The 26,273-nt window shown below is 46.2% G+C and carries 20 protein-coding genes; 12 read left to right on the forward strand and 8 right to left on the reverse strand.

Annotated elements, in window-relative coordinates; translation table 11 throughout:
• The first annotated feature begins 76 nt into the window (after positions 1–76).
• Entirely contained in the window at positions 77–958 is an 882-nt protein-coding gene (gene dapA / locus OL444_RS08830) for a 4-hydroxy-tetrahydrodipicolinate synthase (RefSeq protein WP_264733582.1), read from the forward strand.
• A gap of 60 nt (positions 959–1,018) precedes the next feature.
• On the opposite strand, the gene OL444_RS08835 is transcribed toward dapA, so the two are convergent.
• On the reverse strand, positions 1,019–1,927 hold the full coding sequence (locus tag OL444_RS08835; protein WP_264733581.1) for a ribonuclease Z: 909 nt from the start codon (positions 1,925–1,927) through the stop codon (positions 1,019–1,021).
• Between the two features lie 75 nt (positions 1,928–2,002).
• Positions 2,003–2,377, reverse strand: a complete 375-nt coding sequence (locus tag OL444_RS08840) for an STAS domain-containing protein (protein WP_264733580.1) — start codon at positions 2,375–2,377, stop codon at positions 2,003–2,005.
• A 300-nt stretch (positions 2,378–2,677) separates the two neighbouring features.
• Between OL444_RS08840 and OL444_RS08845 the strand changes: the two genes are divergently transcribed.
• The 4 genes from OL444_RS08845 (at position 2,678) to OL444_RS08860 (ending at position 11,193) form a co-directional block, all read left to right on the forward strand.
• Positions 2,678–5,215, forward strand: coding sequence for an ATP-dependent Clp protease ATP-binding subunit (locus OL444_RS08845; RefSeq protein ID WP_264733579.1), 2,538 nt, complete (start codon positions 2,678–2,680; stop codon positions 5,213–5,215).
• Positions 5,216–5,763: 548 nt separating this feature from the next.
• Positions 5,764–7,485 carry a phage tail-like protein gene (locus tag OL444_RS08850; RefSeq protein WP_264733578.1) on the forward strand — a complete coding sequence of 574 codons (1,722 nt, stop codon included), beginning with the start codon at positions 5,764–5,766 and terminating at the stop codon, positions 7,483–7,485.
• An 88-nt stretch (positions 7,486–7,573) separates the two neighbouring features.
• Complete coding sequence (locus OL444_RS08855) at positions 7,574–9,574, forward strand: phage tail-like protein (RefSeq protein WP_264733577.1); 2,001 nt, start codon at positions 7,574–7,576, stop codon at positions 9,572–9,574.
• A 26-nt stretch (positions 9,575–9,600) separates the two neighbouring features.
• A complete protein-coding gene (locus OL444_RS08860; RefSeq protein ID WP_264733576.1) occupies positions 9,601–11,193 on the forward strand; it encodes a T9SS type A sorting domain-containing protein in 1,593 nt (530 codons plus the stop codon).
• On the opposite strand, the gene OL444_RS08865 is transcribed toward OL444_RS08860, so the two are convergent.
• A complete protein-coding gene (locus OL444_RS08865; protein WP_264733575.1) occupies positions 11,163–11,297 on the reverse strand; it encodes a hypothetical protein in 135 nt (44 codons plus the stop codon). The two genes, OL444_RS08860 and OL444_RS08865, sit on opposite strands and share 31 nt — an antisense overlap.
• 63 nt (positions 11,298–11,360) lie before the next feature.
• Here OL444_RS08865 and cmk point away from each other — a divergent pair, with 63 nt between their 5' ends.
• The 3 genes from cmk to OL444_RS08880 all read left to right on the forward strand — a co-directional run bounded on the left by cmk (position 11,361) and on the right by OL444_RS08880 (position 15,467).
• The gene (cmk, locus tag OL444_RS08870; RefSeq protein ID WP_264733574.1) at positions 11,361–12,050 is read left to right on the forward strand and encodes a (d)CMP kinase; all 690 of its coding nucleotides are present in this window, start codon (positions 11,361–11,363) and stop codon (positions 12,048–12,050) included.
• 624 nt (positions 12,051–12,674) lie between these two features.
• Positions 12,675–14,624, forward strand: a complete 1,950-nt coding sequence (locus OL444_RS08875; protein ID WP_264733573.1) for a tetratricopeptide repeat-containing sensor histidine kinase — start codon at positions 12,675–12,677, stop codon at positions 14,622–14,624.
• Positions 14,625–14,702: 78 nt separating this feature from the next.
• Positions 14,703–15,467, forward strand: coding sequence for a LytR/AlgR family response regulator transcription factor (locus OL444_RS08880; protein ID WP_264733572.1), 765 nt, complete (start codon positions 14,703–14,705; stop codon positions 15,465–15,467).
• 270 nt (positions 15,468–15,737) lie between these two features.
• On the opposite strand, the gene OL444_RS08885 is transcribed toward OL444_RS08880, so the two are convergent.
• Together OL444_RS08885 and OL444_RS08890 are read right to left on the reverse strand one after the other, a co-directional pair.
• Complete coding sequence (locus tag OL444_RS08885; protein ID WP_264733571.1) at positions 15,738–16,958, reverse strand: 4-hydroxy-3-methylbut-2-enyl diphosphate reductase; 1,221 nt, start codon at positions 16,956–16,958, stop codon at positions 15,738–15,740.
• A 34-nt stretch (positions 16,959–16,992) separates the two neighbouring features.
• Complete coding sequence (locus OL444_RS08890; protein ID WP_264733570.1) at positions 16,993–17,763, reverse strand: rhomboid family intramembrane serine protease; 771 nt, start codon at positions 17,761–17,763, stop codon at positions 16,993–16,995.
• 458 nt (positions 17,764–18,221) lie between these two features.
• On the opposite strand from OL444_RS08890, the gene rpsA reads away from it, so the two are divergent.
• A complete protein-coding gene (rpsA, locus tag OL444_RS08895) occupies positions 18,222–20,123 on the forward strand; it encodes a 30S ribosomal protein S1 (protein ID WP_264733569.1) in 1,902 nt (633 codons plus the stop codon).
• A gap of 69 nt (positions 20,124–20,192) precedes the next feature.
• Here the strand turns inward: rpsA and OL444_RS08900 are convergent, their stop codons facing one another.
• Together OL444_RS08900 and hxpB are read right to left on the reverse strand one after the other, a co-directional pair.
• Complete coding sequence (locus OL444_RS08900) at positions 20,193–20,957, reverse strand: cyclase family protein (protein WP_264733568.1); 765 nt, start codon at positions 20,955–20,957, stop codon at positions 20,193–20,195.
• A 229-nt stretch (positions 20,958–21,186) separates the two neighbouring features.
• Positions 21,187–21,846, reverse strand: a complete 660-nt coding sequence (gene hxpB / locus OL444_RS08905) for a hexitol phosphatase HxpB (protein WP_264733567.1) — start codon at positions 21,844–21,846, stop codon at positions 21,187–21,189.
• A gap of 553 nt (positions 21,847–22,399) precedes the next feature.
• Here hxpB and OL444_RS08910 point away from each other — a divergent pair.
• Genes OL444_RS08910 through OL444_RS08920 form a run of 3 tightly spaced genes read left to right on the forward strand, consistent with a single transcriptional unit; the run spans position 22,400 to position 25,911 of the window.
• Entirely contained in the window at positions 22,400–24,511 is a 2,112-nt protein-coding gene (locus tag OL444_RS08910; protein ID WP_264733566.1) for a ferredoxin-like domain-containing protein, read from the forward strand.
• 30 nt (positions 24,512–24,541) lie between these two features.
• A complete protein-coding gene (gene cobA, locus OL444_RS08915; RefSeq protein ID WP_264733565.1) occupies positions 24,542–25,318 on the forward strand; it encodes a uroporphyrinogen-III C-methyltransferase in 777 nt (258 codons plus the stop codon).
• Complete coding sequence (locus tag OL444_RS08920; protein ID WP_264733564.1) at positions 25,318–25,911, forward strand: precorrin-2 dehydrogenase/sirohydrochlorin ferrochelatase family protein; 594 nt, start codon at positions 25,318–25,320, stop codon at positions 25,909–25,911. Before cobA ends, OL444_RS08920 begins: the two co-directional genes overlap by 1 nt.
• A 3-nt stretch (positions 25,912–25,914) precedes the next feature.
• Here OL444_RS08920 and OL444_RS08925 read toward each other — a convergent pair whose 3' ends face one another.
• Complete coding sequence (locus tag OL444_RS08925; protein ID WP_264733563.1) at positions 25,915–26,262, reverse strand: DUF488 domain-containing protein; 348 nt, start codon at positions 26,260–26,262, stop codon at positions 25,915–25,917.
• Positions 26,263–26,273: the final 11 nt, after the last annotated feature.

Below are 26,273 nucleotides of genomic sequence, written 5' to 3' on the forward strand. Positions count from 1 at the left end.
AATATTTAGAAATTACAGCGAAAGTTTCGAATTTCGTAGTCCGAAATTCGAAATTTTTATTTTTCCACAAACAGATATGGAACAACTTAAAGGCACCGGGGTGGCATTAGTTACACCCTTTAAAGTAGATGAAAGCATCGATTGGAATGCTTTGGAAAGGCTGATCAATTATGTGATAGATGGCGGCGTTAATTATGTAGTGTCTCTGGGCACCACTGGTGAAACACCAACGCTGTCTGCAGATGAGAAGCTGGATTTGATAAAGTTTACTTTCGAAAAGGTGTCGAAGCGGGTGCCTGTAGTAGTGGGTATTGGCGATTATAGTACCAGAGATGTGGTAAAAAGACTGGAAAAATGTCCGCTGGATGATGCAGCCGCTGTACTCAGCGTGGCGCCATATTACAGCAAGCCTACCCAGGAAGGTATCTTTCAGCATTATAAAACAATTGCGGCGGCTTCTCCCAAACCTATTATTCTCTACAATGTTCCTGCCCGCACCGGCCGTAACATGACAGCTGCTACTACTTTGCGGCTGGCGCATGAAGTAGAAAATATTGTGGCCATGAAGGAAGCTTCCGGCGATATGATGCAGTGTATGCAGATTCTGCGGGATAAGCCTGCAGATTTTCTGGTGGTAAGCGGCGACGATGGATTGGCGATGTCTCAGCTGGCGTGCGGTATGGACGGCGTAATTTCCGTAGCTGCCAACTATTTTGCGGCTGATTTCTCCGCGATGGTACAGGCCGCGCTGCTGAATGATTATCCGGCTGCACGTATCCTGAATAACAAAATGCTGGAAGGATTTGACCTGATGTTCTCCGAAAATAACCCGGCAGGCATCAAGGCATTTTTACACCAGGCAGGTATTGTAGAAAATTATTTCCGTTTACCGGTAGTACCGGCTACAGCAGAGTTGTATGCGAAAATTGCAACTTATCTGGGAAAATACGGAGAATAAGATATAGCGAAGGAATAGAAAGCTGTTGAACCATCCGGTTCAACAGCTTTTTTATTTTGATCAGATGATATAGGTAACGCCTTCTTCCCCGATATCTGTCGAAGGAAAGACAGGCCTGCATTCTTCCAGAAAAGGTGTTAAATCCGTGTATTTGGAAGAAAAGTGGCCGATGAGCAAACGTTTGGCATGGGCGGCAGCGGCCAGTGAGGCTGCCTGTACGCTGGTGCTGTGAAACCGTTCTGCTGCCCGGTCGCGCAAATCATGCAGGTAAGTGGTTTCATGATAGATGACATCCGCATCTTTCAGCCATGGCAACAGGTTTTCATCATAGATCGTATCTGCACAGTAAACATACCGTTTGGCTTTGCAGGGAGGGAGTGTTACCCAGTCGTTTTTGACAAGAGTACCATCTTTACGTTGATAGTCGGCGCCGTCCTGCAGCCGGGAGAAGTAAGACGATGGGATTTCGTATGCCCGTGCCTGTTCTGGTAGCAGCTTACGTTTCTTTTTCTGCAATTCGAAAGAAAAGCCAAAGCAGGAGATACGGTGCTGGGTAGGAAAACAGCTGACCCGAAGGTCTTTATCTTCCAGGATCAGGCCACTCCGGCCAGGTTCCAGAGGAACGAAGGTGAGGGCAAAATTCAGTACCGTGCCGGAACAGTCCAGCTGTAACCGGATGATTTGCTCCAGCTCCGGTGGCGCATATACGCTGAGTGGCTCGCTCCGGCCCATCAGGCTGAGGGTATTCAGGAGGCCGATTAACCCAAAGTAATGATCTCCGTGAAGATGGCTGATGAAGATGTACCTGAATTTGCTGCGTTTTATCTTGTACAGCGCTATCTGCAACTGGGTTCCTTCTCCGCAATCTACCAGCATCAGCTGATCATTGCAGGTAACTACCTGGGCTGTTGGATGCCGGTTGAGGGTAGGGATGGCCGAGTTATTTCCTAATATCGTTACTCCAAACATAAATTATAGCTTTTGAGGCCGGGCTTTTCATTATTAATCTTGCTGCTACTGACTATCAGCCGAAAATCAATAACTTTACTCCAATCCGTTTAACAGTTCCCTTTCGAGCTCTTCCATCATGACCAGGTCTATTGCTTCCGCCATGGTAGGAGCCAGGTTTAACATATCACCACCAAGCTCCCGGAGGGGTAATGTTAATTTGTTGTTAACACCAGTAATAACACAGGAGTAATTATTGTCATACATAAACTGGTAGACTGTTAAAATGGCTTCTATGCCCGGCGTCGCAATATTTTCAACCAATGTAAGGTCCAGTATAAGATTGCGTGCTTCCAGCTCCGGAAGAGACTTGATCATATCAGGCAATTGAGCTGACAAATTAGCATCTAATACTGCTTCTTGCAGACTAAAAACAACTATTTTTTCTTTGGTATCAATTTTGAATTTCATGCGTTGGTCGTTGTTTTATACTTTTAGTAAAAATCAATTTTGAACAGAGGGAAACCCGCCTATAAAATATAATCGTAAGAGATCGAACAAAAACCTCCGTTTCTTCGTAGATATTTTTTAAACGAACGTACCCGCATCACCGCAAAAATAATTCTTATACTATTAAAGTGTAAGTTGTTTAAGTTTAAAAAAGGAATAACTTCATTCCGGTTAAATAGCGTGATAATGTAAGTCAGAATTATTCGTTATTATTGTATAAGCAAGCCCCCGTAAGGGTTTTTCTAATTTAATAATCTCACAATGGACCAGAATTTTTCACCGCAAGTTAAGGAGATCATTTCGTTCAGCAGAGAGGAAGCTTTACGCCTGGGAAATGATTTCATAGGTACAGAACACCTGCTGTTAGGTATTATCCGCGAAGGCGAGGGTACGGCCGTAAAGATTCTGCAGGCTTTGAACGTAGACCTATACGAATTACGCAAAGAAGTAGAACTGGCTGTAAAAGATAAGACTGGCAAGAATATCGCTAATATTAACAGTCTCCCCCTTACACGACAGGCAGAGAAAGTAATACGGGTGACCGTACTCGAAGCCAAAGCACTGAAAAGTGCGACGGTAGAAACGGAACACCTCATGCTCTCTATTTTAAAGAATAAGGAAAACGTTTGTACACAAATCTTACAACAATTTGACGTGGACTACGATACTTTTAAAAACGAACTGGGCTTTGTAAAATCTGCTGACCCTAAATCTGAATTTGACGATCCGGGCGAAGAAGAGTTTGAGGACGAGAGAAAGAGTTACGCATCCAAAGCCAAACAGACAAATACCAAATCCAAGACGCCCGTACTGGATAATTTTGGTAGAGATATCACCAAGCTGGCCGAAAGTGGCAGCTTAGACCCGATTGTTGGTCGCGAACAGGAAATCGAACGCGTGTCGCAGATCCTGTCCCGCCGTAAAAAGAACAATCCGATCCTCATTGGGGAACCCGGCGTGGGTAAAACAGCTATCGTGGAAGGCCTCGCACTGCGCATCGTGCAGCGCAAAGTTTCCCGCGTACTGTTCGACAAACGCGTGGTAAGCCTCGATCTGGCAGCACTCGTAGCCGGTACCAAATACCGGGGCCAGTTTGAAGAAAGGATGAAGGCCATCATGAATGAACTCGAGAAAAACAGAGATGTAATCCTGTTTATCGATGAAATTCATACCATCGTTGGCGCTGGTGGTGCTTCCGGTTCTCTGGACGCCTCCAATATCTTTAAGCCGGCACTGGCAAGAGGCGAACTCCAATGCATTGGTGCTTCCACACTCGATGAGTACCGTATGTACATCGAGAAAGATGGCGCCCTTGATCGTCGCTTCCAGAAAGTAATGGTAGAACCACCTAGTGTGGATGAAACCATCCAGATCCTCAACAACATCAAGCCACGTTATGAAGAATACCATAACGTAAGCTATACTGACGCGGCTATTGATGCCTGCGTGAAACTCAGCGACCGCTATATGACAGACCGTTTGTTGCCAGACAAGGCGATCGACGTACTGGATGAAGTAGGTGCCCGTGTTCACCTGAAAAACATCAATGTTCCGCAGAATATCCTCGATCTGGAAAAACAGATAGAAGATATCAAACAGGAAAAAAATAAAGTGGTGAAGAGCCAACGCTTCGAAGAAGCTGCAGCACTCCGCGATACAGAAAAGAAACTGGGTGAGGACCTGGAACGTGCCAAAGCCATGTGGGAAGAAGAAGTGAAACATAAACGCTACCCGATCGATGAAGAAGCCATCGCGGAAGTAGTGAGTATGATGACCGGTATCCCCGTGAAAAGAATGGTACAGGCCGAAACAGAAAAACTCCGCCGCATGGGTGAAGACCTGAAAGGCGCCGTGGTAGGGCAGGATGAAGCGATCAGCAAAGTAACGAAAGCCATCCAGCGTAACCGCGTAGGGTTGAAAGATCCTAAAAAGCCAATCGGTACCTTTATTTTCCTCGGTCCTACCGGGGTAGGTAAAACAGAGCTGGCCAAATCACTGGCCCGCTATATGTTCGACTCTGACGAGGCGTTGATCCGCATCGATATGAGTGAGTACATGGAGAAATTCTCTGTAAGCCGCCTCATTGGTGCACCTCCGGGATATGTAGGTTATGAAGAAGGTGGTCAGCTGACAGAAAAAGTACGCCGTAAACCTTACTCCGTAATCCTCCTGGATGAAATCGAAAAAGCACATCCAGATATTTATAATCTCCTGCTGCAGGTACTGGATGATGGTATTCTCACCGATGGCCTTGGCCGTAAAGTGGATTTCAAAAATACCCTCATCATCATGACCTCCAATATCGGAGCCCGTCAGTTGAAAGACTTCGGTGCAGGTGTTGGGTTCACGACTAATGCCAGAGCGGTAAATGAAGAAGAGAATACCAAATCAGTGATCGAAAAAGCACTGAAACGTACCTTCTCTCCGGAGTTCCTGAACAGAATCGATGATGTGATCATCTTTAACACACTCGCTAAAGAACACATCTATACCATCATCGATATCACCATGCAAAGTGTACTGAAACGCTTGAATAACCTCGGTTTCAGCCTGGAACTGACAGAAGAAGCCAAAGGCTTCCTGGCAGACAAAGGCTACGATCAGCAGTTCGGCGCCAGACCATTGCACAGGGCCATCCAGAAATACCTGGAAGATCCTTTGGCGGAAGAAATCCTCAACATGAACATTCATGATGGAGACGTACTCGTAGCAGACCTGGATAAAGAAAACCAGAAACTGGTCTTTACCCTGAAAAACAACTCTTCCAAGAGTAAATCAGAAAAATCATCAGAAGCCTGATGACCAGGTAAACCAGGCAACTGCCGGTCAATAAAATTATACATACAATTACGCCCCGCGATCCCGCGGGGCGTAATTTTTTTGTGCAGATACCCCCATTGATAGCATGAACATGTTAACCAACCATTTATCACAGGATAAGTTGAGTCTTCTGCCTGTTCCTGTTGATGTTTCCAGCCCCAGCCTCCATCCCGGAAATCGATGTCAGAAAAAAATAGCCGCAAAAATGGTGATCCATCCGATCTCCTTCCGGAATTAAATCAACATTAAAATGGTATGATCATGTCATTTTTTGAAAACGATTTATATGTCATTTTTGCACTACATAAAATTTTAACCTATATAACTAAATATATATTAAACCATATCAAATGGGTTTTTCGTATATATTTTGAAAAACAAATATGGGTTCTCTGCATTAGGTGATATTACCCCATATCCAAAAAGGCAAATACGGGCATTGTAGCCGTTACTGATATATTTTTTCTAAACAGGGAAATCAGTTCCGCTGTCTGGTTTTTGAACTTTAACTATTTATCCCGATATCTATGAGAAAATCTTTACGCATTGCTGTCCGCGTTGCATTACTCGGCGGCGTCGGCCTGGTTGCTTCCCAGGCGAATGCTCAGCTGAAAGTAGGTAACAATCCTACTGTGATTGAAAAATCAGCTATACTGGAATTAGAGAGCGTGAAACAGGGTCTCTTATTACCCCGTTTGACAGACTTTACAGCGATTAATGCGCTGACACCACCAGATGGTATGATCGTATACCTCAACTCCGCAGATGCTACGCAGAAAGGGCTGTACGTGCGTAGAAACGGCGCCTGGGTAATGATTGCCAGCGCTGCTGATGCGGCTGCAAACTGGAGCCTGAAAGGTAATACACCTGCTGCCGGCGATTTTCTTGGAACGACCAACAACAGCGCCCTGGTATTTAAAACAGATAACCAGGAAAGATTCCAGATCACTGGTGCTGGCCAGCTGAAAACAGCTGCCGGTACTATCCCGGATGGTACCAACGAGGTGGAAATCCTGGTCATCAATCCTACTGATGGTGTGATCCGCAAAAGAACTGTTAAAGCCAATGCCTTCGGTGACCTCGTTAACTCTATCAATGATGTAAACGGTCCGATTCTATTCGATGTAACCGGTAGCAAAACAACGTTGGCGCTGAATGTGGATAATGATAAAGTCAACAAAAAGATATCCGTTAACGTGCCTATCATGGACAACGTAAACCAGGCATTTGGTTTTCTGAGTCAGGCAGACTGGAAAAAAATCCAGACCATGAGCAGCGCAGACGGTATTACGGTAGCTACGCTGATCACAGCGGCTGCCGGCGATAACCTGGACAAAGGTGCTAAAATCACTTTCGATGCAACTACCAGCAAGTATAAACTGGAAATGATTGCTGCTGATGCTACGCACGCAGGTATCGTAACCACTACTACCCAGTCTTTCGGCGGTAACAAAACCTTTGAAGGTACCCTGGATGTAAAAGAGAAAACTACCCTGGCTAAAGGTCTGGAAGTAACTACCGGCAGCACTTTATTCGGTGCAGATGCAACGGTGAAAGGACTCTTCAAACTGGAAACCATCAACGTAACTGCAGATGCGCCTAAGTATGATGTACTCATCAGCAAAGCAGGTATCATCGAAAAGAAAGAACTGAGCGATGCTGCTTTTAAAGGCGCTATCCAGAAACTGACAGCTACCGGTTCTACCAAAGAACTGAAAGGGCCAGATGTTAATTTCGCAACCGGCACTACCGGCAATAACTTCAACATCGAACTGGATGACGCAGCTGCTGCCAACAAAATTACCTTCAACCTGCCAGATGCAGATGCTACTGCCGGTGCAGAAAAAAGAGGGGTGGTATCTACTACTGCCCAGTCATTTGCGGGTAACAAAAACTTCAAAGACAATGTAGCGGTAGGTAAACTGACCGCATCTACTTCTACCCTCGATATCAGTGGTTCCGTAGCAATGTCTATCCGTAAGGTAGATGCAGGTACTACCGCGATCACCGATAAAGACAATACCCTCCTGGTACCAGGCGATCTCACAGTAACACTGCCTAAAGCAAGTGATGTACCGGGTCGTATCTATACCATCAAAAAAATAAGCGGCGATATCGAAAAACCAGTAAAAGTAACTTCCGGCGGTGGTGCAATTGAAGGCGCCAACAACGGTTATACTATCTACAACGACTGGACTTTCATCACCCTCCAGAGCGATGGTACTGACTGGTACATTATCCGTAAATAATTTTCTTTCTGCCAACAGGAATGTCGTATAGGCGTTCCTGTTGGTTGCTCCTTTGCTGCAATCGAATATTTTACTGCAATCGTTATTTATGAAGCTTTTTGATGTAGTGCGCGTTGGCGTAGCGCTTGGTCTTTTATTTGGCATTACCTCCAGTACCCATGCACAGCAACTGAAGCTGGGAGCCAATCCCACTACAACCAGATCGTCTGCCCTCCTGGAACTGGAAAGCAAGAAACAGGCCTTATTGCTTACCCGTATCACGGATACTGCCCTGATTGCAAACCCGATCGATGGTATGATTATCTTCCTCGATGTGGATAACTCACTCCGGGTACGCGCCAATAACTACTGGATGAAAATCATGTCGGATGGCATGATCAAATCCATCAACAACGATGCAACTGCTGCCCAGAAAATTACTACCTCCAATATCGACAAACCATTTGCGTTTTCCCTCTCCGGTCCTGGTCAGCATACACTGACAGTGCCCGATGCAAATCTTACTACGCGCGGATTTATAAACACCGCCGCGCAAACTTTCGCCGGATTGAAAACATTTGATGGTGTTAAAACTGCTACCCTGGCAGTAACCACAGATGCGGCTCCCGCTGTAGATCGCCTGTTAGGTAAAGATGCCACCACCGGGAATGTATCCGGTGTGTCGATCGACAATACCACGCTGAAGATCAGCGCTACCAGACAATTATCGGCTGCCAATACCGCCCTGTTATGGAATGCCGCACAGATTAATACTATACCGGTAGCTACTACCACCCCTAATGCCAACGATGTACTGACTTATGACGGCACCTCCAAAAACTGGGTACCCAAAGCTGTCAGCAGTAGCGGAGGCGGTAACGACTTTATTAAAAATAGTACCACCAGTGTACAGACTGCCGATTTCAATATCAGCGGTTATGGAGATATCGGTAAAAACCTCACTGTAGGTGGAAATATCACTACTGCTGCCAACTTAAGTGTAGCGGGAAGTGTCTTACTGAACAATGCACCGGCTGGCGCAGTCCCTTTTATTGGAGGTAATCCTAAAGGACTCGCTTATAACGCCGGTCAGTTTTTCTGGAGCGAAAGCAAAGCAGCGCTTGGCCTCGGAACCGGAAATCCTAACAACAAACTGGAAATAGCGGCACCACTGACTACCGTGGGTGGGGCGCCCTATACTTCCGGATTACGCCTGACCAACCTGGGTGCTGCAAAACCAGGAGCAGCTTCCTTAGGCGGTAATAAGGTATTATCTGTAAACGCTACCGGAGATGTGATTGTGGTAGATAATAATGCGGCAGGCTGGGCATTTACAGGGAATAACAACATCGATTCTACTAAACACTTCATCGGCACCACCAACGATCAGGCACTAATATTTAAATATAACAACAACGATTTTTTAAGAGGTACACATGGTGTCGGTGGATATGAGGCTTATACGGTTGCCCTGTTTAACGGAGCAGTACCTTATAACGCACATCCTTTCATTATCCGGGCCAATGAGAATGATGTGATGGCCTTTCAGGATAAAACCGGCAGAACAAGATGGCACTGGAACCTGATTGGTAACGGTCTTAATTTCGTGGAAACTGGTGTAACTGGTGGCGATTACCGGTTATACATGGCGCCGGGCGGAAACATAGGTATTGGTACCAATAGTCCCGCCACTGCCCTGGATGTAAGAGGTACGACCACTACCAATGCGCTAACTGCCACTACTTCTGTAACTACCAACACTTTAACTGCTACGACTTCCGTAACAACCAACGCTTTGATAACAAACTCTTTCGCTGCAAGCATTACCTCGATAACAGGCAGTTATACAGTAGGGGAGAATGATCATACAATCATTACGTTGTCACGGAATAACTCAACTGTATCATTACCCCGTGCGGTACCTGCTAACAAAGGTCGCATGTATGTGATTAAGAAAGGAGTGAAGGGGGATGACTATACCACCATTCAGGTGAGAACTGTGACGCCACTACAGAATATAGATTTTAACACAACATACAGTCTTAATAATGAAGGTGAGCATGTGAAAGTACAATCTGATGGGAATCAGTGGTGGGTGATTGGTAACTAATTTTTTTCCGGATAGCAGATCGTTTAATGAGAAGAGTAACCGCTATATTAATAATATTGCTGACAGGCTGGATCAGCGCTGCCTATGCACAGCAGGGAGTTTGTATTCCTGCAGGCGGCAACGTCTGGGTACCCGGCAATGCCAAAGTAGGCGTGTTCTCCGACATGATCAACAACGGTAATCTGGGCTCAGGTGTCAATGGAACACTCTATTTCCTCGGCAAGAAATGGACTAACGGTAACGGTGCTACGCTGCCGGATGAAAGTGCAGATGGTATCTCCGGTAAAGGGGGCTTGTTTATTTTCGATGCCGCCAATCCGCTGTATGGTAATACCGGTCGCCAGGTAGTCTATGGTGGATATAGCCTTTCCGGCAAACAAGGCGCAGGCTTTCCCAATCTGGAATTAAATAATGCAGCAGGTTTACTGTTGGATGATCTCAGCGACCTGAAAATCAGGAATAACCTGCATTTTACCAGCGGCCATATTTTCCTGAATGGCTGGAACTTACAGGTAGGAGAAAAAACACCGGGTAGTATCACTGGTTATACCGATAAAAGATTTATTGTTACTGGTACCGAAGTGGCTGGTGGAGCACTCTACCGCCCGGGTATCAACGCTGCGGCAGATAGAGTCGTGTTTCCGGTAGGTACAGCAGTGAACAGTTATTCCCCTGCAGCTATTGGCTTAACAGGAGGTACCGGTACCTTCAGCGTACGTGCCTACGATAATGTATATACTTATGCCACCAGTGGTCCGGCTTACCTGGATAGCTTTGTGAATAAAACCTGGCATATTCGCCGGGAAGATGGTAATGGCGGTGAAACAGCAGTGGTGCTGCAACACCCCGATGAAACGGAATTGCCGGCATACGCTGCCGCCCGCGATAGCAGTTATATCACCCGTTTCGCTGCTGGCGGATGGGATAAGGTAGATTTTATACCTGCTACACCGCTGGCTGGTAATTTATCTACAGGTACAGCATCGGTGCCCGCTACCATGCATATACGCCGCTTTACCGGTTTCGGCAGCGACGAATATTTTTCCAAGACTACTTTAATGGCCAACTCCCGGCCAGCCATGTTCCTGGCATTTGAAGCCTACCGCATAGCACCGTCTCTGGTGCAGCTGGACTGGACTACCAGCCGGGAAATCAATAACGCCATATTTGAAGTGGAACGCAGATATGAACGGGAGGGTAGTTTCTCTAAAATCATGACCCTGCCTACCAAAGCATTAAATGGCAATAGCAGTGTGCCTTTGTCTTATACCTACCAGGACCTCAATGAATACGACGACTGGACATACTACCGCATCAAGGCAGTTGGGCGTAACGGGAAGGTCGTATACTCCGAAATCAGGGCAGTGCCACCATTTGTACAGATCGACGTGTTCCCGAATCCGAACGACGGACACTTCAAGGTACGGGTGCGGGGTGTACGCGGCAACCTGTTGATGCAGCTGCGCGATACCTGGAGTCAGGTAATGCGCCAGTATGAGATCAAACAAGACCTGGAAGTGGCTATCAATGACTTGCCTGCCGGTACTTACTTCCTGGTATTGTACCATAAGGAAACGCTCAAGGTAGCCTACACCTGCAAGGTGGTGGTGATAAAGTAAATGGCTAAACGGGGACTGCCTGCTGCTGTAAAGTAATGGAAAGCAGAAAGCAGTCCCCGTGGCAATAACGTATCATCAGGCTGGTAGCGATTTGCTTTTTTCAAAGAATTCCCTCAATTTTGTACCGTCTTCTCTAGTAGGCTACGAAATCAATAAAAACGACAGGCTTGAAAAAAATTATCATCACGATCGATGGCTACTCTTCATGTGGCAAAAGCACTTTGGCTAAACAATTGGCCAGAAAGCTGGATTATACCTACATTGATAGTGGTGCCATGTATCGGGCGATAACCCTCTACTTTATTCAAAACCGTATCGACTGGGTTTCCCCCGAAGCGGTGGTAAAAGCGCTGGCAGATATACACCTCGATTTTGTGATGAATGTAATGAGTGGGGTATGTGAGATGCACCTGAATGATGAAAATGTAGAGCACCTGATCCGGGAAATGGTGATAGCAGAAAAAGTGAGTGAAGTAGCTGCCATCAAAGAAGTACGTGAGTTTGCCGTAGCACAGCAGAAACAAATGGGCGCCCGCAAAGGCATTGTCATGGATGGCCGCGATATCGGTACCGTTGTATTCCCGCATGCCGAATTGAAGATTTTTATGACAGCCGATATTGATATCCGGGTAGAACGCCGGTTTAAGGAGCTGTACGCAAAGAACAGGAATATTACAATAGAAGAAGTAAAACAAAATCTGGAATTACGGGACTATATAGATGCCAACCGGGAAATAAGTCCACTGCGGAAAGCAGATGATGCTATTATTCTGGATAACAGCCAGTTAAGCCTGAACGACCAGCTGGAACTGGTCATGCAATGGGTGGAAGATGCGACCATGGCGCATACCTCATAAAATATTATTTTCTTTTATTAAAACAGTTTTATACATTTGTCCCGTGCCTGTTTGTTTTGCAGCGACAGTAACCCAATAATTTTTCCACATCCTCAGGAATTTCCTCTTTTTAGTTCAGATGTTAAACTAATGTCCGTTACAGGACGTGTTTGCATGCCAACCTTATCCATTCTGAAAAAAGCATTGCTTAGGTAATTTGTTTGGAACATCAGCAGTGTCAGGTATTGTGCAGAAGTCAGCTGATTTTGAGTAAGACGGTTTGAATACAGGAACGCCACAATACGTGCGTATTAATATAATGTGTGTCTCCGGAAGTCTTATCCTAACTGTATCCACAAGGACCCTTTGCTATTAACCGATTAATAGATTAACGAAAATATAAAATTTCGCCGCACCGGTGTATTTACCCACCGGCAGGCTTCAACGCAATGTGGGATGGCGTGGTACGCCATGGCCGTTCCATGTTTTCAGTAGGTGTATTCGGTTAATAGGAAGAAGGGGCGAATTCTTTCGCCCTTTCGCTATTTACAGCCGTCAGGGAGCATTGACCGTTGTCACACCGGTAACCGGGAATTCGTAAATCATAATTCTTTCTTTAAATTGTGTAGTCACACTGACTTTTCGATGTCTATAAAAGGTGTTTGTTGTTTATGCTTGTTATTGCTGGGCATTGGTTTTGAAGGGGTTGCCCAGGATTCATTACGGGTTTACAGGCGACTGGATTCGATCCGGCAATTGCCTGATGACACTGGTAAAGTTGCACTGTTAATTAAAAAAGGCAAGTCCAATGCCCGTTATTTCGATTCCTCCGGAACAGAGAACCTGTTTTGGCAGGAGGCTGTCCGCGTGTCACAACTCCTGAAGTATCCCCGCGGCCTGTCGCTCGCCTATAATGAGCTGGGCACCAATAAACGGAATAAATCACAGTACATCATTGCGGCTGATTATCATGAAAAAGCCATCCGGCAGGCGGAAGAAACCAATGACACGGTTTTGCTGGCATTTGCATTGAATAATGCCGGTGTGGATAACCGGCGTATGGACAAACTGCAGCAGGCATTCGATTATCACCTGAGGGCGCTGGCATTGGCAGAGAGCATACACGATACCCGTAATATATGTGTGGCCACCAATAGTATCGGTAATATTCAGCTCACCACGGAAAATTACGGCGAAGCCATCACGCATTTCAACCGCGCCCTGCAACTGGAAGAAGACAGCAAAAATCAGCTGGGGGTAGCCATTAACTTGGCCAACCTCGGATATGCCTGGCAGGGACTGCACCAGGAAGAACGCGCCATCCAGTATTTCAAACAGTCACTGGCCGTTAACCAGAAAATAGACAACCCAACGGGCATGGCTATATGTTACAACGCCCTCGGTGCTGCCTATAAGGAGGTGAAGGATTATGGAACAGCGATGGAATACCTGGAAAAGGCACTGGTGGTGAACGATAAGGTAGAGGATAAGGTTCATGTGGCCGAAAGTTACCTGAACATCGGCAAGCTACTGGGGGCACAGGGCAGGCATGAAGCAGCCCGGCAATATATACAACGGTCCATAGAGGTGAGCACCTACTGGAATTTTAAGTCCATGCTCATGGAAGCGTATAAGGCGCTGGCAGTGGATTACAAAAGTAGTGGCGATTTCCGTAAATCGCTGGAGGCAACAGAAAAGTCATTGCTGTATAAAGACAGTATCGTAGATGAGAAATCAGCCATGGTATTGGCGCAGATGCAGGCCATTTATGAAGTAGACCGGAAAAATATGCAGATCCGGAACCTGGAGCATGATAAAATGGTGAACCTGCTGCGCACAAAAAGAAATGTGGTGATAACCATTACGCTGGGCGCATTTTTGCTGATGGCAATAGTGGGCGGCTTTTTTTATATCCGTCACCGGAACCTGGAAGCCAATAAACAAACCTTGCAGTTGGAGTTGCGCTCGCTCCGCTCGCAGATGAATCCCCACTTTATCTTTAATTCATTGAGTTCTATACACCGGTATATCTGGAGCAACAGCCAGGAAGAAGCGTCAGACTATCTGACCAAATTCTCCCGCCTGATGCGGCTGATTCTGGATAATACCCAGCATACTTTTGTCACACTCAACAAGGAGCTGGAATCCCTGCGGCTATATCTCGATCTGGAATCCCTGCGCTGCAACGGCATTTTTGAATTTGCCATCCGGGTTAGTCCGGATATCAATGAAGAAGAGGTACTGATTCCGCCCATGATCCTGCAGCCTTATGTGGAAAACGCGATCTGGCATGGACTGGTACACAAACAAGCCGGTCAGGGAGCATTGGATATATCCATTGTGCTGAAAAAACGCAGCCTGGTCTGTACGGTCACGGATAATGGCATCGGACGTAAAAAGGCGATGGCCATCAAGGAGCGGAAAGGCCGGGTACATACTTCGGTAGGGATGAAGGTAACGGAAGGCCGCATAGACCTGATCCGTAAGATCAATAATAAAGAAGCAAACGTTCAGGTCCAGGACCTGGAAGATGAAGCCGGACAACCGTTGGGCACCAGCGTTGTTATTACTTTACCGGCGGAATTTATATTTTAGCACGTAACCAGGTAACAGCACCGAATTAATACATTTTAACCAACAGCACTTAAACGTAAACAGCTAACCGCAAACTGTATGAGCGATATCAAAGCTATCATTGTCGATGATGAGCAACATTGTATTGACGCACTGCAAACTATGTTATTAAAAAAATGTCCGGGTGTAAATGTAATTGGATCAGCGAAAAGTGTACGGGAAGCCAAGGAGCTCATTGACGAACTGCAGCCCGATCTGGTATTTCTGGATGTAGAGATGCCTTATCAGAATGGATTTGAATTGTTGAAACTATTTGACAAGGTTTTTTTTGAAGTCATCTTTACGACGGCATATGAACAATATGCCCTGAAAGCCATTAAATTCAATGCCCTCGATTACCTGCTGAAACCCTTTAGTGTAAAGGAATTACAGGATGCGTTGGAGAAGTGCCGGGAAAAACACCTGCAGCGCCAGAAAGATAATAGCGTGTCTCCCCTGGATGTGTTTATGCAGAATATGAAAACACTGCAGCAAACCCATAAAAAGATTGCCCTGCCTACCATCAATGGATTGGTGTTTATGCCGGTACAAAATATTGTACGTTGCGAATCGACCGGTAATTACACTAAAATCTTTTTTACCGATAAGAAGAACCTGATGGTTTCCCGCCCCCTGAAAGAATTTGAGGAGTTATTAACCGATGTGGATTTTTTCCGGGTGCATAATTCTCACCTGATTAATCTGCAGCAAATGCAGTCGTATATCCAGGGTGAGGGCGGGTTTGCGTTGATGAGTGATGGTACACAGGTGGAAGTGTCCAGAAGACGCAAAGCCGATTTTCTAAAGAGAGCTATGCAGTTCTAAGTCGCTAAAAGGCTGTATCAGCGGGCAATCCCCGTTCCGATTTTGTTCATTTTTATGCCACTTACAGCGTAGAAGCTACCGGATAATAAATGGCTGTTGCGTTGCTATCGCAGAAAAAGTACTTTTGAATTACGATTTCAATTAATACGCCATATAAAGATTTTATTTTCTGCATTACTAGCGTGATTAGCCCCAAAGAAAAAAGACACCGTAATGGTGTCTTTTTTGTTAATATGATTATGGCGAATGAGTTATTTATATAGATAATATTTAAATTGTTACTAGTTCATCTGCTTTATGTTCTAACTGATAAAACGATAATAACCGGCGGATAACCCCTTCTACCAGTGCATCCGGACAAGAAGCACCACTGGTCAGCAGAATGGTTACCTGCTCTTTTTCAGGCAGGAAATGTGCGCTGTGCAGTTCCTTTTTATGGTGAAAGTCCCAGTGATTGATAGCATGGGCAGAAACCATATGTTCAGCTGCCGAAATAAAGTAGGTGGGTAATTTCTCTTCACATAGTTCTACCAGGTGGGAAGTATTGGAACTGTTATAACCGCCTACTACAATGGCCAGATCAGCGGCTTCCTGCAGCATTCCGGTTACAGCGGTCTGGTTGTCGTTCGTGGCATAACAAAGGGTATCCCGGGTATCTGCAAACCGGTCGCCGGCAGTTTCTTCTGTCAGGTCGTAGGTAGCGATCATCACTTGGCGGATATAGTCGGCAATAGCCTGTGTTTCGGTAGCCAGCATCGTTGTCTGGTTCACGACACCTACCCGTTGCAGGTCGGTGGCCACATTGAATCCGGGAGAATACTGACCTTTAAAGAGGGTGTAGAAGGTCTCCGGATCACCCTCGCCTTTGATAAAGGCGGCGAGCTGCTCTGCTTCCCTGATGTCCTTGATTACGATGGTAGGCGTGTTGGATTGGCTATGGGAAAATGTAGCACGGGTTTCCTCATGTTTGGGTTTACCGTGTACAATCACCGTATAGTTTTTCTTGCCGATCTGTTCTGCCTTATTCCATACCCGCTCCACAAAAGGACAGGTGGTATTGTATTTCAGCGGTTCAATACCCAGTGATGCCAGGTGATTTTCTGTTTCGATGGTAGTACCAAAAGCCGGGATAATCACAATATCATCCGGCACCAGTGCTTCCCATGGAACCAGTTGATTGCCGGCCGTATCCATGATAAAACGAACGCCCCGGTCCAGCAGGTCATTGTTGACATGTGGATTATGGATCATTTCACTCAGCAGGAAAATGCGTTTATCCGGATTTTCGTCTACGGTTTTGAAAGCAATTTCAATGGCATTTTCTACTCCGTAACAAAAACCAAAATGGCGGGCCAGCAGGATTTTTAACGGTCCGAAGTCAAGAGCGGTGGGCGTAAAATCCTTTTTCATGCGGTCCTCCTGTTTGCGCTGTTGTTTGATGGCGCTGATCAGCGGACTGCGATATATAACTGGAACATTAAATGTTTTCATGCGTCAAAAACGAAAAATTGAATGGCAAAGTTAATCAGTTTTCTTTGCTGACTTTGTCTAACCAGGCTTTTTCTTCTGCACTCAGGCTTTGATATCCTTTTTCGTTGATTTTATCGAGCAGCTGATCCAGCCTGGACTGGCTGTTATCCTCTGCTTTTTTTACGACTTTCAGGGGCGATTTTTTAGGTTTTATTTTTTGTGTCTGTTGGCGGTGTTCCCGGCGGGTACCTGCATCAAATAACCAGATCAACGGTTTACAAAGATCCGTACCGCTTTGCAGGATACGTACATACAGGAAACCCAGCAAAGCGCCGCCCATATGAGCTACTACGCCTCCGATATTGCCTTCCGGTATGGAAATAAGTCCCAGTACCACCAATGCAATAGCCAGCCATTTCAGTTTTACCCGGCCCAGAAACAACAACCCAATCTCATAATTAGGCATCAGGGTGGCAGCAGCTACCAGGATGCACATCACGGCGGCAGAAGCGCCTACCATCGTAATACCTATATATCCGGCAAACAGGAAATAACTCAGTAAATATAACACACCTCCGGCGATACCTCCCAGCAGGTATAAAGGAAGTACCCTTTTATTGCCCAGGAAATCACGGAACAGGTTACCAAACCAATACAGGTTAATCATGTTAAACAGTATGTGGAAAACCTCCACATGGGTAAACATATAGGTGATCAACCCCCAGGGCTTCATAATAAATTCCCCCGGCTGCACATGAATGGCGAGTTGATCGTAGGCCCATATGAAGGGCGTGGGTTGCTTCGATGCAAATGCAATGAGGCGCAAAATGTTTATCCCCAGAAAAACTGCAACATTCCAGAATATCAAATAGTTAACCATGTTACCTTGCCTGAGCCAGTAGCGAATATCCGATTGAAAAGAGGTCCCGTTCATATACACAAATTAAAATAAAATCCGGGATTTTACAGCTGATGAATAAGATTTTGGTAACCCGGAAATTAAACTTTTTTACTGCATAGGAATAACAGGTCAGATTTCCTGCTTGTTCAATTCCCTGCTCACTTTCCGGTAATTCCGGTACCCTGGAAACAAGGGGGTAAACCGGTATAGGATTTAATGTAACGTGAATTTTAACAATATGTTTTAAAAATATCTGTAAGTATATACCGTTATTACCCGGTCCCACTTCCTGAAAAATGAGTTTTTAACCGGCAGAATTTCGTATTTTTGCAGTCCCATAAAACAGGGAGTCCGGGTATTCCGGCTTAAATTACAATTTTTTTATGAGCGAAAACAACATTGCTAACGAACAAAACGCTGAACAACAGGTACCTCAGGCGGAAGCCCAGGTAGAAACAGCGACAAAAAAGACGCCTGTTGCCGTTGAAACTGCCCACGATGATTTTGACTGGAGCGTGGATAAACGTAACGTATCTTCTTACAGCAAAGAAGAAAAAGAAAAGTATGATCTGACTTACGATGGTACTTTCAAAGTGTTTGAAGAAAACAGCCTGCTGACTGGTACTGTAGTTGGATTAACCAACACAGACGTGGTGATCAACATCGGTTTCAAATCCGACGGTTTGATCTCCCTGAACGAATTCCGTGATTTACCAGGTCTGAAGATCGGTGATGAAGTGGAAGTACTGGTAGTAGAAAAAGAAGACCGCGATGGTAACCTGCACCTGAGCCGTAAACAGGCTCGCCAGAAACGTGCATGGGAAAAAATCGTGGAAGTTTACAAAACAGGCGAAGTGGTTACTGGTACTGTTACCAGCAAAACCAAAGGCGGCCTGATCGTGGACGTATACGGTATGGAAACATTCCTGCCAGGTTCACAGATCGATGTAAAACCAGTTACCGATTACGACCAGTTTGTTGGAAAAACAATGGAGTTCAAGGTGGTGAAAGTAAACGAAACCATCCGCAACGCTGTCGTTTCTCACAAAGCGCTGATCGAAAGCGATATCGAACAACAAAGAGTGGATATCATCTCCAAACTGGAAAAAGGCCAGGTATTGGAAGGTACCATCAAGAATATCACCGACTTCGGTGCGTTCATCGACCTGGGTGGTCTGGACGGCCTGCTGTATATCACCGATATCAGCTGGGGCCGTATCTCCCATCCGAGCGAAGTACTGCAGATGGATCAGAAAATCAACGTTGTTGTGCTTGACTTCGATGACGAAAAACGTCGCATAAGCCTGGGCTACAAACAACTGACTCCACATCCGTGGGATACTTTACCAGCTACTATCACCGAAGGTGCTAAAGTAAAAGGTAAAGTTGTGAACATCGAAGATTACGGTGCATTCCTGGAAATCATGCCAGGTGTTGAAGGTCTGGTTCACGTATCTGAAATCTCCTGGGCTTCTACCCCAATCAATGCTAAAGAATTCTTCAAATTAGGCGAAGAGTACGAAGCAGTGGTAGTTACCCTGAGCAAAGACGAGCGTAAAATGAGCCTGTCTATCAAACAACTGACTGAAGATCCATGGTCTACTATCGAAACTAAATTCCCTGTTGAGAGCCGTCACAAAGGTATCGTGAAAAACATCACTCCTTATGGCGTATTCGTTGAACTGGAAACCGGTATCGGTGGTATGATCCACATCTCTGACCTGAGCTGGATCAAACGTTTCAATCACCCAAGCGAGTACACTAAAGTAGGTAGCGAAATAGATGTAGTAATCCTGGGTATTGACAAGGATAACCGCAAACTGAGCCTCGGTCACAAACAGATCGAAGAAGATCCTTGGAACACTTTCGAAACTATCTTCCCGATCAACTCCGTTCACGAAGGAACTGTTGTGAAGAAAGACGAAAAAGGTGCTACTGTTCAACTGCAATATGGTCTGGAAGCTTACGCTCCTGCCCGTCACCTGAGAACAGAAGACGAAAAACCAATCAACGTAGAAGACGTGAAAGAATTCATGATCATCGAATTCGATCGCAGCGAAAAACGTATCTTGGTTTCTCACACCAGAGTATGGGAAAAAGCACAGGCTGAAGAGAAAGAAGCAGTAGTGAAAGAGAAAAGAGCTGAAGCGGATAAAACCCGTAAAGCAGTGAAAAACATCCAGGGTAAAGTAGAAAAAGCTACTTTAGGTGATCTGGGTGCTTTAGCTGAACTGAGAGAAAAACTGAAACAATCTGAAGGCGGCGAAGAAAAAAGCGCGCAGTAAGATCCGGTTTCGTTAAATAATAATCCCGCACTGAGTTAATTAGTGCGGGATTTTTTTATACACCTGCTTTTACTCAAAAATAGCGACCACCCGGGCCGGCGCCGCACTCGCCCCCTTTATCTTCAGAGGCAACACACTTACCTTAAACCCATAGGCTGGCAAGGCGCCCAGATTAACCAGCTGTTCTATGTGGCAATACTCTTTCTCCTGTCCTACCAAATGCGCCTGCCAGAAATAGTCCTGCCGGTTTTGTTTTTTGGCCGTTTGCGCCATATATTTTAAGGGTAAATCAAATCCCCACTGATCAATACCAATCACTTTAATGCCCTGGTCAATGAGCCAGTGGGTGGCAGCGGCACTCATGCCGGCGCCCCGCATGGGGTATTCCCGGGTACCAATATACTGATCACGACCGGTACGGATTAACACGATAGTACCGGGTTTGAGTACAGCTCCGCTTTTTTCCAGATCAGCGCGTATATCCGCTACCGTTATCTCTTCCAGGTCTGCTTTATGTGTCATATCAACGACTATTCCTTCTCCATAACACCACTCCAGCGGTATTTCATCGATGGTTTTGGCCGGTGCTCCATTTACCGTAGGAGAATAATGCCAGGGAGCATCAATATGGGTGGCAGCATGTACGCCCATCCCCACAATTTTATCATCTGCCCATCCTTCAAACCCTTTGGGAAAGAGGCGGGCAGGTAATCCCAGAAAAAAACGGATCAGAAATTTACTTTGCTGATGCGACTTGTGTTTGATTTTGATACGCATAAACCAGGGATCCTGTTTGTTATATGCAATGGTTTTGGAGAGATCCACAATTTTCATAGTGAATGAGTATAGCGTTTGTGAATGATGGCAGGGAGATGATCCAATAAAACTAATCAACAAAATGGGTTTCCCGTAATTATTTTATCGATAGATACATAACCGGAGCTGGTTATTTTGAGGATGAACAGCCGGGGAGCAAACGGGTAAACGGGAGAGGTGAAAAATGTTAGCATAGCTATAGCGGGAAAGGATGCCCGCAACAGCTATGCTAATATGCCTGTTGCGTTTATTTCATCAGTAAGTGCAACCGGGCGTCATTGAATTCCAGGAGAGAATTCAGCTGCAGGTTGGCCAGCGAATAGCGGACATCCTTGCGGTTATGCGCTTCCGGTACTACTACCGTGGTCATACGGGCCGCTTTGGCGGCAGTCATGCCGGTAACGGAATCTTCAAAGGCAATACATTCCAGTGGATCGCTGCCCAGCGCACTGGCACAGGCCAGGTATACCGCCGGGTGCGGTTTGCCATAGTCTTCAAACTCCGCAGAATACACCGCCTGGAAGTAATCCCTGATATCCAGGTGATCCAATACTGCATTGATCAGCCGGAGGGAAGAAGAAGAGGCCAGGCCTATCTTAAATCCTTTTTCCCTGAAAAACTGCAGGATATATTCCAGCCCTTCCATAGGCTGACCGGTGGCCAGGATTTTTGCTATCACATTGTCGATGATTTCTTCGGTTACCTGTGCGGCACTTTTGCCTTCCCATTGATAGTAGTTATGCCAGTAGCTTACCACTTCCCGGGTGCGTAAACCGGTGGTTAAATGCGTAAGTTCCGGTGAAAGGATAACACCTACCGTTGCAAATACTTCCTGGATCGCAAGACCCCAAAGAGGTTCTGAGTCTATCAAAAGCCCATCCATATCAAATATTACCGTATTCAGCATATATGTCCGTTTTAGCGCGGCAAAGATAAGCAATGGGAGCGGGGAATCATAGCAATGGCAGCGCAGTCCGGTTGCTTCGGCAAGAGCCTATGTCATAATAAAAAGTTATGCCGCATAAGATTAGGTTATCGGCCGCAGGCGGGGGCGACGACAGAAATCAGGCTCCAAACCCTTTGCCAATAAGGATTTACTATAGGAAATGGCGCACCGGTTCAGATTGCAGGCGGAGGAAAGGCACTTGGAGACCAGTTGTTTTTATGAAAAAAAGTTTTGGAAAGATGGGGGGCATTTTTATCTTTGTATTACTCTACTAAAATTATAGGGAATATGGAAAATAGACGGATGAATAGTGGCAGTAGTAACGGTCTATGTTGTTGTAATTCAACAATCCGGAGGTGCGTGTAATAGTAAATTACCCATGATTAGCTTGCTTTAATCATTATTATACGAAGCCTCCGCAAACGACACGGGGGCTTTTTGATTTTACGACCAACAGTTTGTCCCTCAGCCAAAATACCAGTATGCATTTTACCACCAATTGAAAACATTTTTTATGCAAAGCTTCAGAACAGAACTTGAAAATCCAATCGTAGAACGCGATATCATAGAACTGGAGAAGAAGATCCGCCTGTTTCGCGAAGGCAGCATCACAGACGAAAAATTCCGTAGTCTGCGATTGGCAAGAGGAGTATACGGCCAGCGCCAGCAGGGCGTGCAGATGGTGCGCATTAAATTGCCCTACGGCAAAATGACACTGCAGCAATGGAAACGTATCGCTGATATTTCTGATGAATATTCCACTGGTAATTTGCATTTAACTACACGTCAGGATGTGCAGGTGCATTTTGTGAGCCTGGAAAAAACACCGGAACTCTGGGCTAAACTGGAACAAGACGATATTACCATCCGGGAAGCCTGCGGTAACACCGTGCGTAACATCACGGCATCGGACCGCGCCGGCATCGACCCGGAAGAACCTTTTGACATAACCCCATACGCTGATGCAGCCTTCCGCTATTTCCTGCGCAACCCCGTGTGCCAGGAGATGGGACGTAAAATAAAGATCGCCTTTTCATCCAGCGACAAGGATACGGCCTGGACCTTCATGCATGACTTTGGACTCATACCCAAAGTGAAAGAAGTCAATGGTAAAACAATACGTGGCTTTAAAGTGCTGGTAGGCGGCGGATTAGGCGCACAGCCATTTCTGGCTAAAACAGCTTTTGAATTCCTGGAAGAAGAACTACTCATTCCGTATATTGAAAATGTACTGCGTGTATTTGACCGCCATGGAGAAAGAAGCAGCCGTCATAAAGCCCGTATGAAATTCCTTATCCAGAAAATTGGTATGGAGGAATTTGAACGGCTGGTAAAAGAAGAATACAAAGCAGTAAAAGTAAAACAGGTACCGGTAGATGCGGCCGCCTGGCCCGTTACAGTGCCGCCCGTGCCGGGAGCAATTCCTGCTTTCGACATCAAAGACCCTAAAAAATACGAAGCCTGGAAGGCGACCAACACCTTTGAACAGAAACAGGCAGGCTACTTTGCAGCCTACGTAAAAGTGCCGTTAGGCAACATCAGCTCTACCATCAGCCGCCAGCTGATTACCGCTCTGCGGCCGGCCGTGGCAGACGATGTACGGGTAACCGCCAATCAGGGTCTGTTGCTGAAATACATTCTGCCGGAAAACCTGCCGTATGTATTCAATGTACTGGAAGCTGCCGCCCTGGGCGAACCTGGATTCGACAGCATTGCTGATATCACGGCCTGCCCGGGTACAGATACCTGTAACCTGGCTATTTCCAGCAGCACCGGTATCGCGGCTGCCCTGGAAGCCGTTATCACCGACGAGTTCCCCGACCTGGTTTACAACAAGGATATTAAAATAAAAATCAGCGGCTGTATGAATTCCTGCGGCCAGCATGGCATCGCCAGCATCGGCTTTCATGGCAGTTCCCTGAAAAGCGCCGGCAAGGTATTACCGGCGCTGCAGGTATTGCTGGGCGGTGGTATCGTAGGCAATGGCGTAGGCCGCGTAGCCGACAAGGTGATCAAAGTGCCTAGCCGCCGTGGTCCCGATGTATTGCGCACCTTGCTGCATGACTACGAGTCCAACGGACAACCGGCAGAACTGTTCAACGAATACTACGACCGTCAGGGTGAAAAATATTTCTATGAACTGCTGAAACCATTGACAGATCTCGCTTCACTGGAGGCCGTAGATTTTGTAGACTGGGGCCAGGCAGAACAATATGCCACCGCTATCGGAGTAGGCGAGTGCGCGGGTGTTGTGATCGACCTCGTAGCAACCCTCCTGCTGGAAGCGGAAGAAAAACTGCAGTGGGCTGCCGAAGCCATTGCAGGCGGAGCATATGCAGATGGTATCTATCATGCCTACTCTTCCTATGTACAGGGAGCCAAAGCCCTGCTATTGGGTGCCGGGGTAAGCTGTAATACCCAAACAGGTATTATCAATGACTTTGACAAACACTTTGTGGAAACAGGCAAATTCGTTTTCCCGGAAAGCTTCAAAACACGGGTGTTACAGATTAACGGTAACGAACCTACGGAGCGTTTTGCCGAACAATATTTCCAGGAAGCGCAGACATTTTATAACGAAGCACAGGTGTTCCGTCAGCAAAGCAACGAACCGGTACAGGCTTAATTTTTATCATCTACCTAAACATTACAACTTATGCAACATATACAACCCAGACTGACATTAGTAGGAGCCGGCCCCGGCGATCCGGAACTGATTACCGTTAAAGGCCTGAAAGCGATTCAGCAGGCACGGGTGATCCTGTACGATGCCCTCTCCAACAATGAACTGCTGGAATATGCACCTGCCAACTGCCTGCGTCGTTTCGTAGGTAAGCGCGCCGGAATGCATGTATACTCCCAGGACGAAATCAACCGCATGATTGTAAAATATGCGCTGACCTACGGCAGTGTGGTACGCTTAAAAGGAGGCGACTCTTTTGTATTCGGCCGCGGACAGGAAGAAATTGCCTTTGCACAGCAATTTGGAATAGCTACGGAAGTGGTACCCGGCGTATCCAGTGCTATCGCGGTACCCGGTTTGAACAAGATTCCGGTTACCGCCCGTAATATCAGCGAAGGTTTCTGGGTAATTACCGGAACCACCCAAAGCGGCAGCTTATCCCGCGATCTGGAACATGCTATCCAGGCGAATACCACTGTAGTAGTACTCATGGGGATGAGTAAACTGGCAGAAATTGCGGCCATCTATGAAGCACAGGGGAAAGGCGCCATCCCGGCAGCTATTATTCAGAACGGCACCCTGCCTTCTCAGAAAATGGGACTGGGATATGTGGCCGATCTGCCGGAAATAGCTTCTGCCAATGAACTGCATAACCCGGCTATCATCGTGATAGGAGAGGTGGTGCGTTTCCATGAAGCATTTCAGGCAATACAGAACAGAATTACCGAAGGACTTAAAATCGCTGTATAATGGAAGAAAATCAGTTATTCCCGGTGTTTTTCAAATTGCACCGCCTGCATGTACTGGTAGTAGGCGGTGGCAATATCGGGCTGGAGAAAACCCAGGCGATGCTGCAAAATTGCCCGCAAAGCAATATTACCGTAGTAGCCCTGGATTTCCTGCCCGATCTGTTGGAAATTGCGCAGCAATATCCCAATATCACCCTCATTCAGAAATCATTCTCCTGCGGCGACCTGTTGGGGAAAGACCTGGTCATTGCAGCCACCAACAAAAGAGAGCTGAATTATTGCATCTGGGAGAAAGCCAAAGGCATTAAAGTACTGATCAATGTGGCTGATACGCCTGATCTGTGCGACTTTTACCTGGGCTCGGTGGTACAGAAAGGCAATCTGAAAATCGCCATTTCCACCAATGGTAAATCACCCACTATTGCCAAACGCCTGAAACAGGTATTACAGGAAGCGATTCCCGATACCCTGGATGAAGTGCTGAGTAAGCTGTATGTGATCCGCGACCGTCTGAAAGGCGACTTTACCAGCAAAGTGAAAAAACTCAACAGTATCACGGACGTACTGGTAAGACCGGAAAGTGAAAGTGTCTGATAATCATTTTTTTAATACTTCCAGTAGCACCTGCGCCTGGTTGTGTACCGTATCTTTAGCCCCAAACAATAAGGTCACCTGCTGATGCCTGGCTTTTTTCCGAAGGTCGGCCAGCCATGCCTGTTTTTCCTGTTCCTGTAATTCTGCCAGATATTTTGTTTTGAACGCCGCAAACTGCCCTGATTCATGGTGAAACCACTTACGCAAGGCATCACTGGGGGCGATCACCCGTGCCCACTCATCAATATGGGCTTTTTCTTTAGATAACCCTCTGGGCCAGAGCCGGTCTACCAGCACCCGGTAACCATCACTTTCGGCATAATCATCGTACACACGTTTAATACGGATCATATATAGCAGAT

Source organism: Chitinophaga nivalis (assembly GCF_025989125.1).
GTDB classification, from domain to species: domain Bacteria; phylum Bacteroidota; class Bacteroidia; order Chitinophagales; family Chitinophagaceae; genus Chitinophaga; species Chitinophaga nivalis.

Excerpts from the sequence above, each read along its gene's own strand:
- dapA (WP_264733582.1), top strand. The coding sequence starts at position 77 with ATGGAACAACTTAAAGGCACCGGGGTGGCATTAGTTACACCCTTTAAA.
- OL444_RS08835 (WP_264733581.1), bottom strand. The coding sequence starts at position 1,927 with ATGTTTGGAGTAACGATATTAGGAAATAACTCGGCCATCCCTACCCTC.
- OL444_RS08840 (WP_264733580.1), bottom strand. The coding sequence starts at position 2,377 with ATGAAATTCAAAATTGATACCAAAGAAAAAATAGTTGTTTTTAGTCTG.
- OL444_RS08845 (WP_264733579.1), top strand. The coding sequence starts at position 2,678 with ATGGACCAGAATTTTTCACCGCAAGTTAAGGAGATCATTTCGTTCAGC.
- OL444_RS08850 (WP_264733578.1), top strand. The coding sequence starts at position 5,764 with ATGAGAAAATCTTTACGCATTGCTGTCCGCGTTGCATTACTCGGCGGC.
- OL444_RS08855 (WP_264733577.1), top strand. The coding sequence starts at position 7,574 with ATGAAGCTTTTTGATGTAGTGCGCGTTGGCGTAGCGCTTGGTCTTTTA.
- OL444_RS08860 (WP_264733576.1), top strand. The coding sequence starts at position 9,601 with ATGAGAAGAGTAACCGCTATATTAATAATATTGCTGACAGGCTGGATC.
- OL444_RS08875 (WP_264733573.1), top strand. The coding sequence starts at position 12,675 with ATGTCTATAAAAGGTGTTTGTTGTTTATGCTTGTTATTGCTGGGCATT.
- OL444_RS08880 (WP_264733572.1), top strand. The coding sequence starts at position 14,703 with ATGAGCGATATCAAAGCTATCATTGTCGATGATGAGCAACATTGTATT.
- OL444_RS08885 (WP_264733571.1), bottom strand. The coding sequence starts at position 16,958 with ATGAAAACATTTAATGTTCCAGTTATATATCGCAGTCCGCTGATCAGC.
- rpsA (WP_264733569.1), top strand. The coding sequence starts at position 18,222 with ATGAGCGAAAACAACATTGCTAACGAACAAAACGCTGAACAACAGGTA.
- OL444_RS08900 (WP_264733568.1), bottom strand. The coding sequence starts at position 20,957 with ATGAAAATTGTGGATCTCTCCAAAACCATTGCATATAACAAACAGGAT.
- hxpB (WP_264733567.1), bottom strand. The coding sequence starts at position 21,846 with ATGCTGAATACGGTAATATTTGATATGGATGGGCTTTTGATAGACTCA.
- OL444_RS08910 (WP_264733566.1), top strand. The coding sequence starts at position 22,400 with ATGCAAAGCTTCAGAACAGAACTTGAAAATCCAATCGTAGAACGCGAT.
- cobA (WP_264733565.1), top strand. The coding sequence starts at position 24,542 with ATGCAACATATACAACCCAGACTGACATTAGTAGGAGCCGGCCCCGGC.
- OL444_RS08920 (WP_264733564.1), top strand. The coding sequence starts at position 25,318 with ATGGAAGAAAATCAGTTATTCCCGGTGTTTTTCAAATTGCACCGCCTG.
- OL444_RS08925 (WP_264733563.1), bottom strand. The coding sequence starts at position 26,262 with ATGATCCGTATTAAACGTGTGTACGATGATTATGCCGAAAGTGATGGT.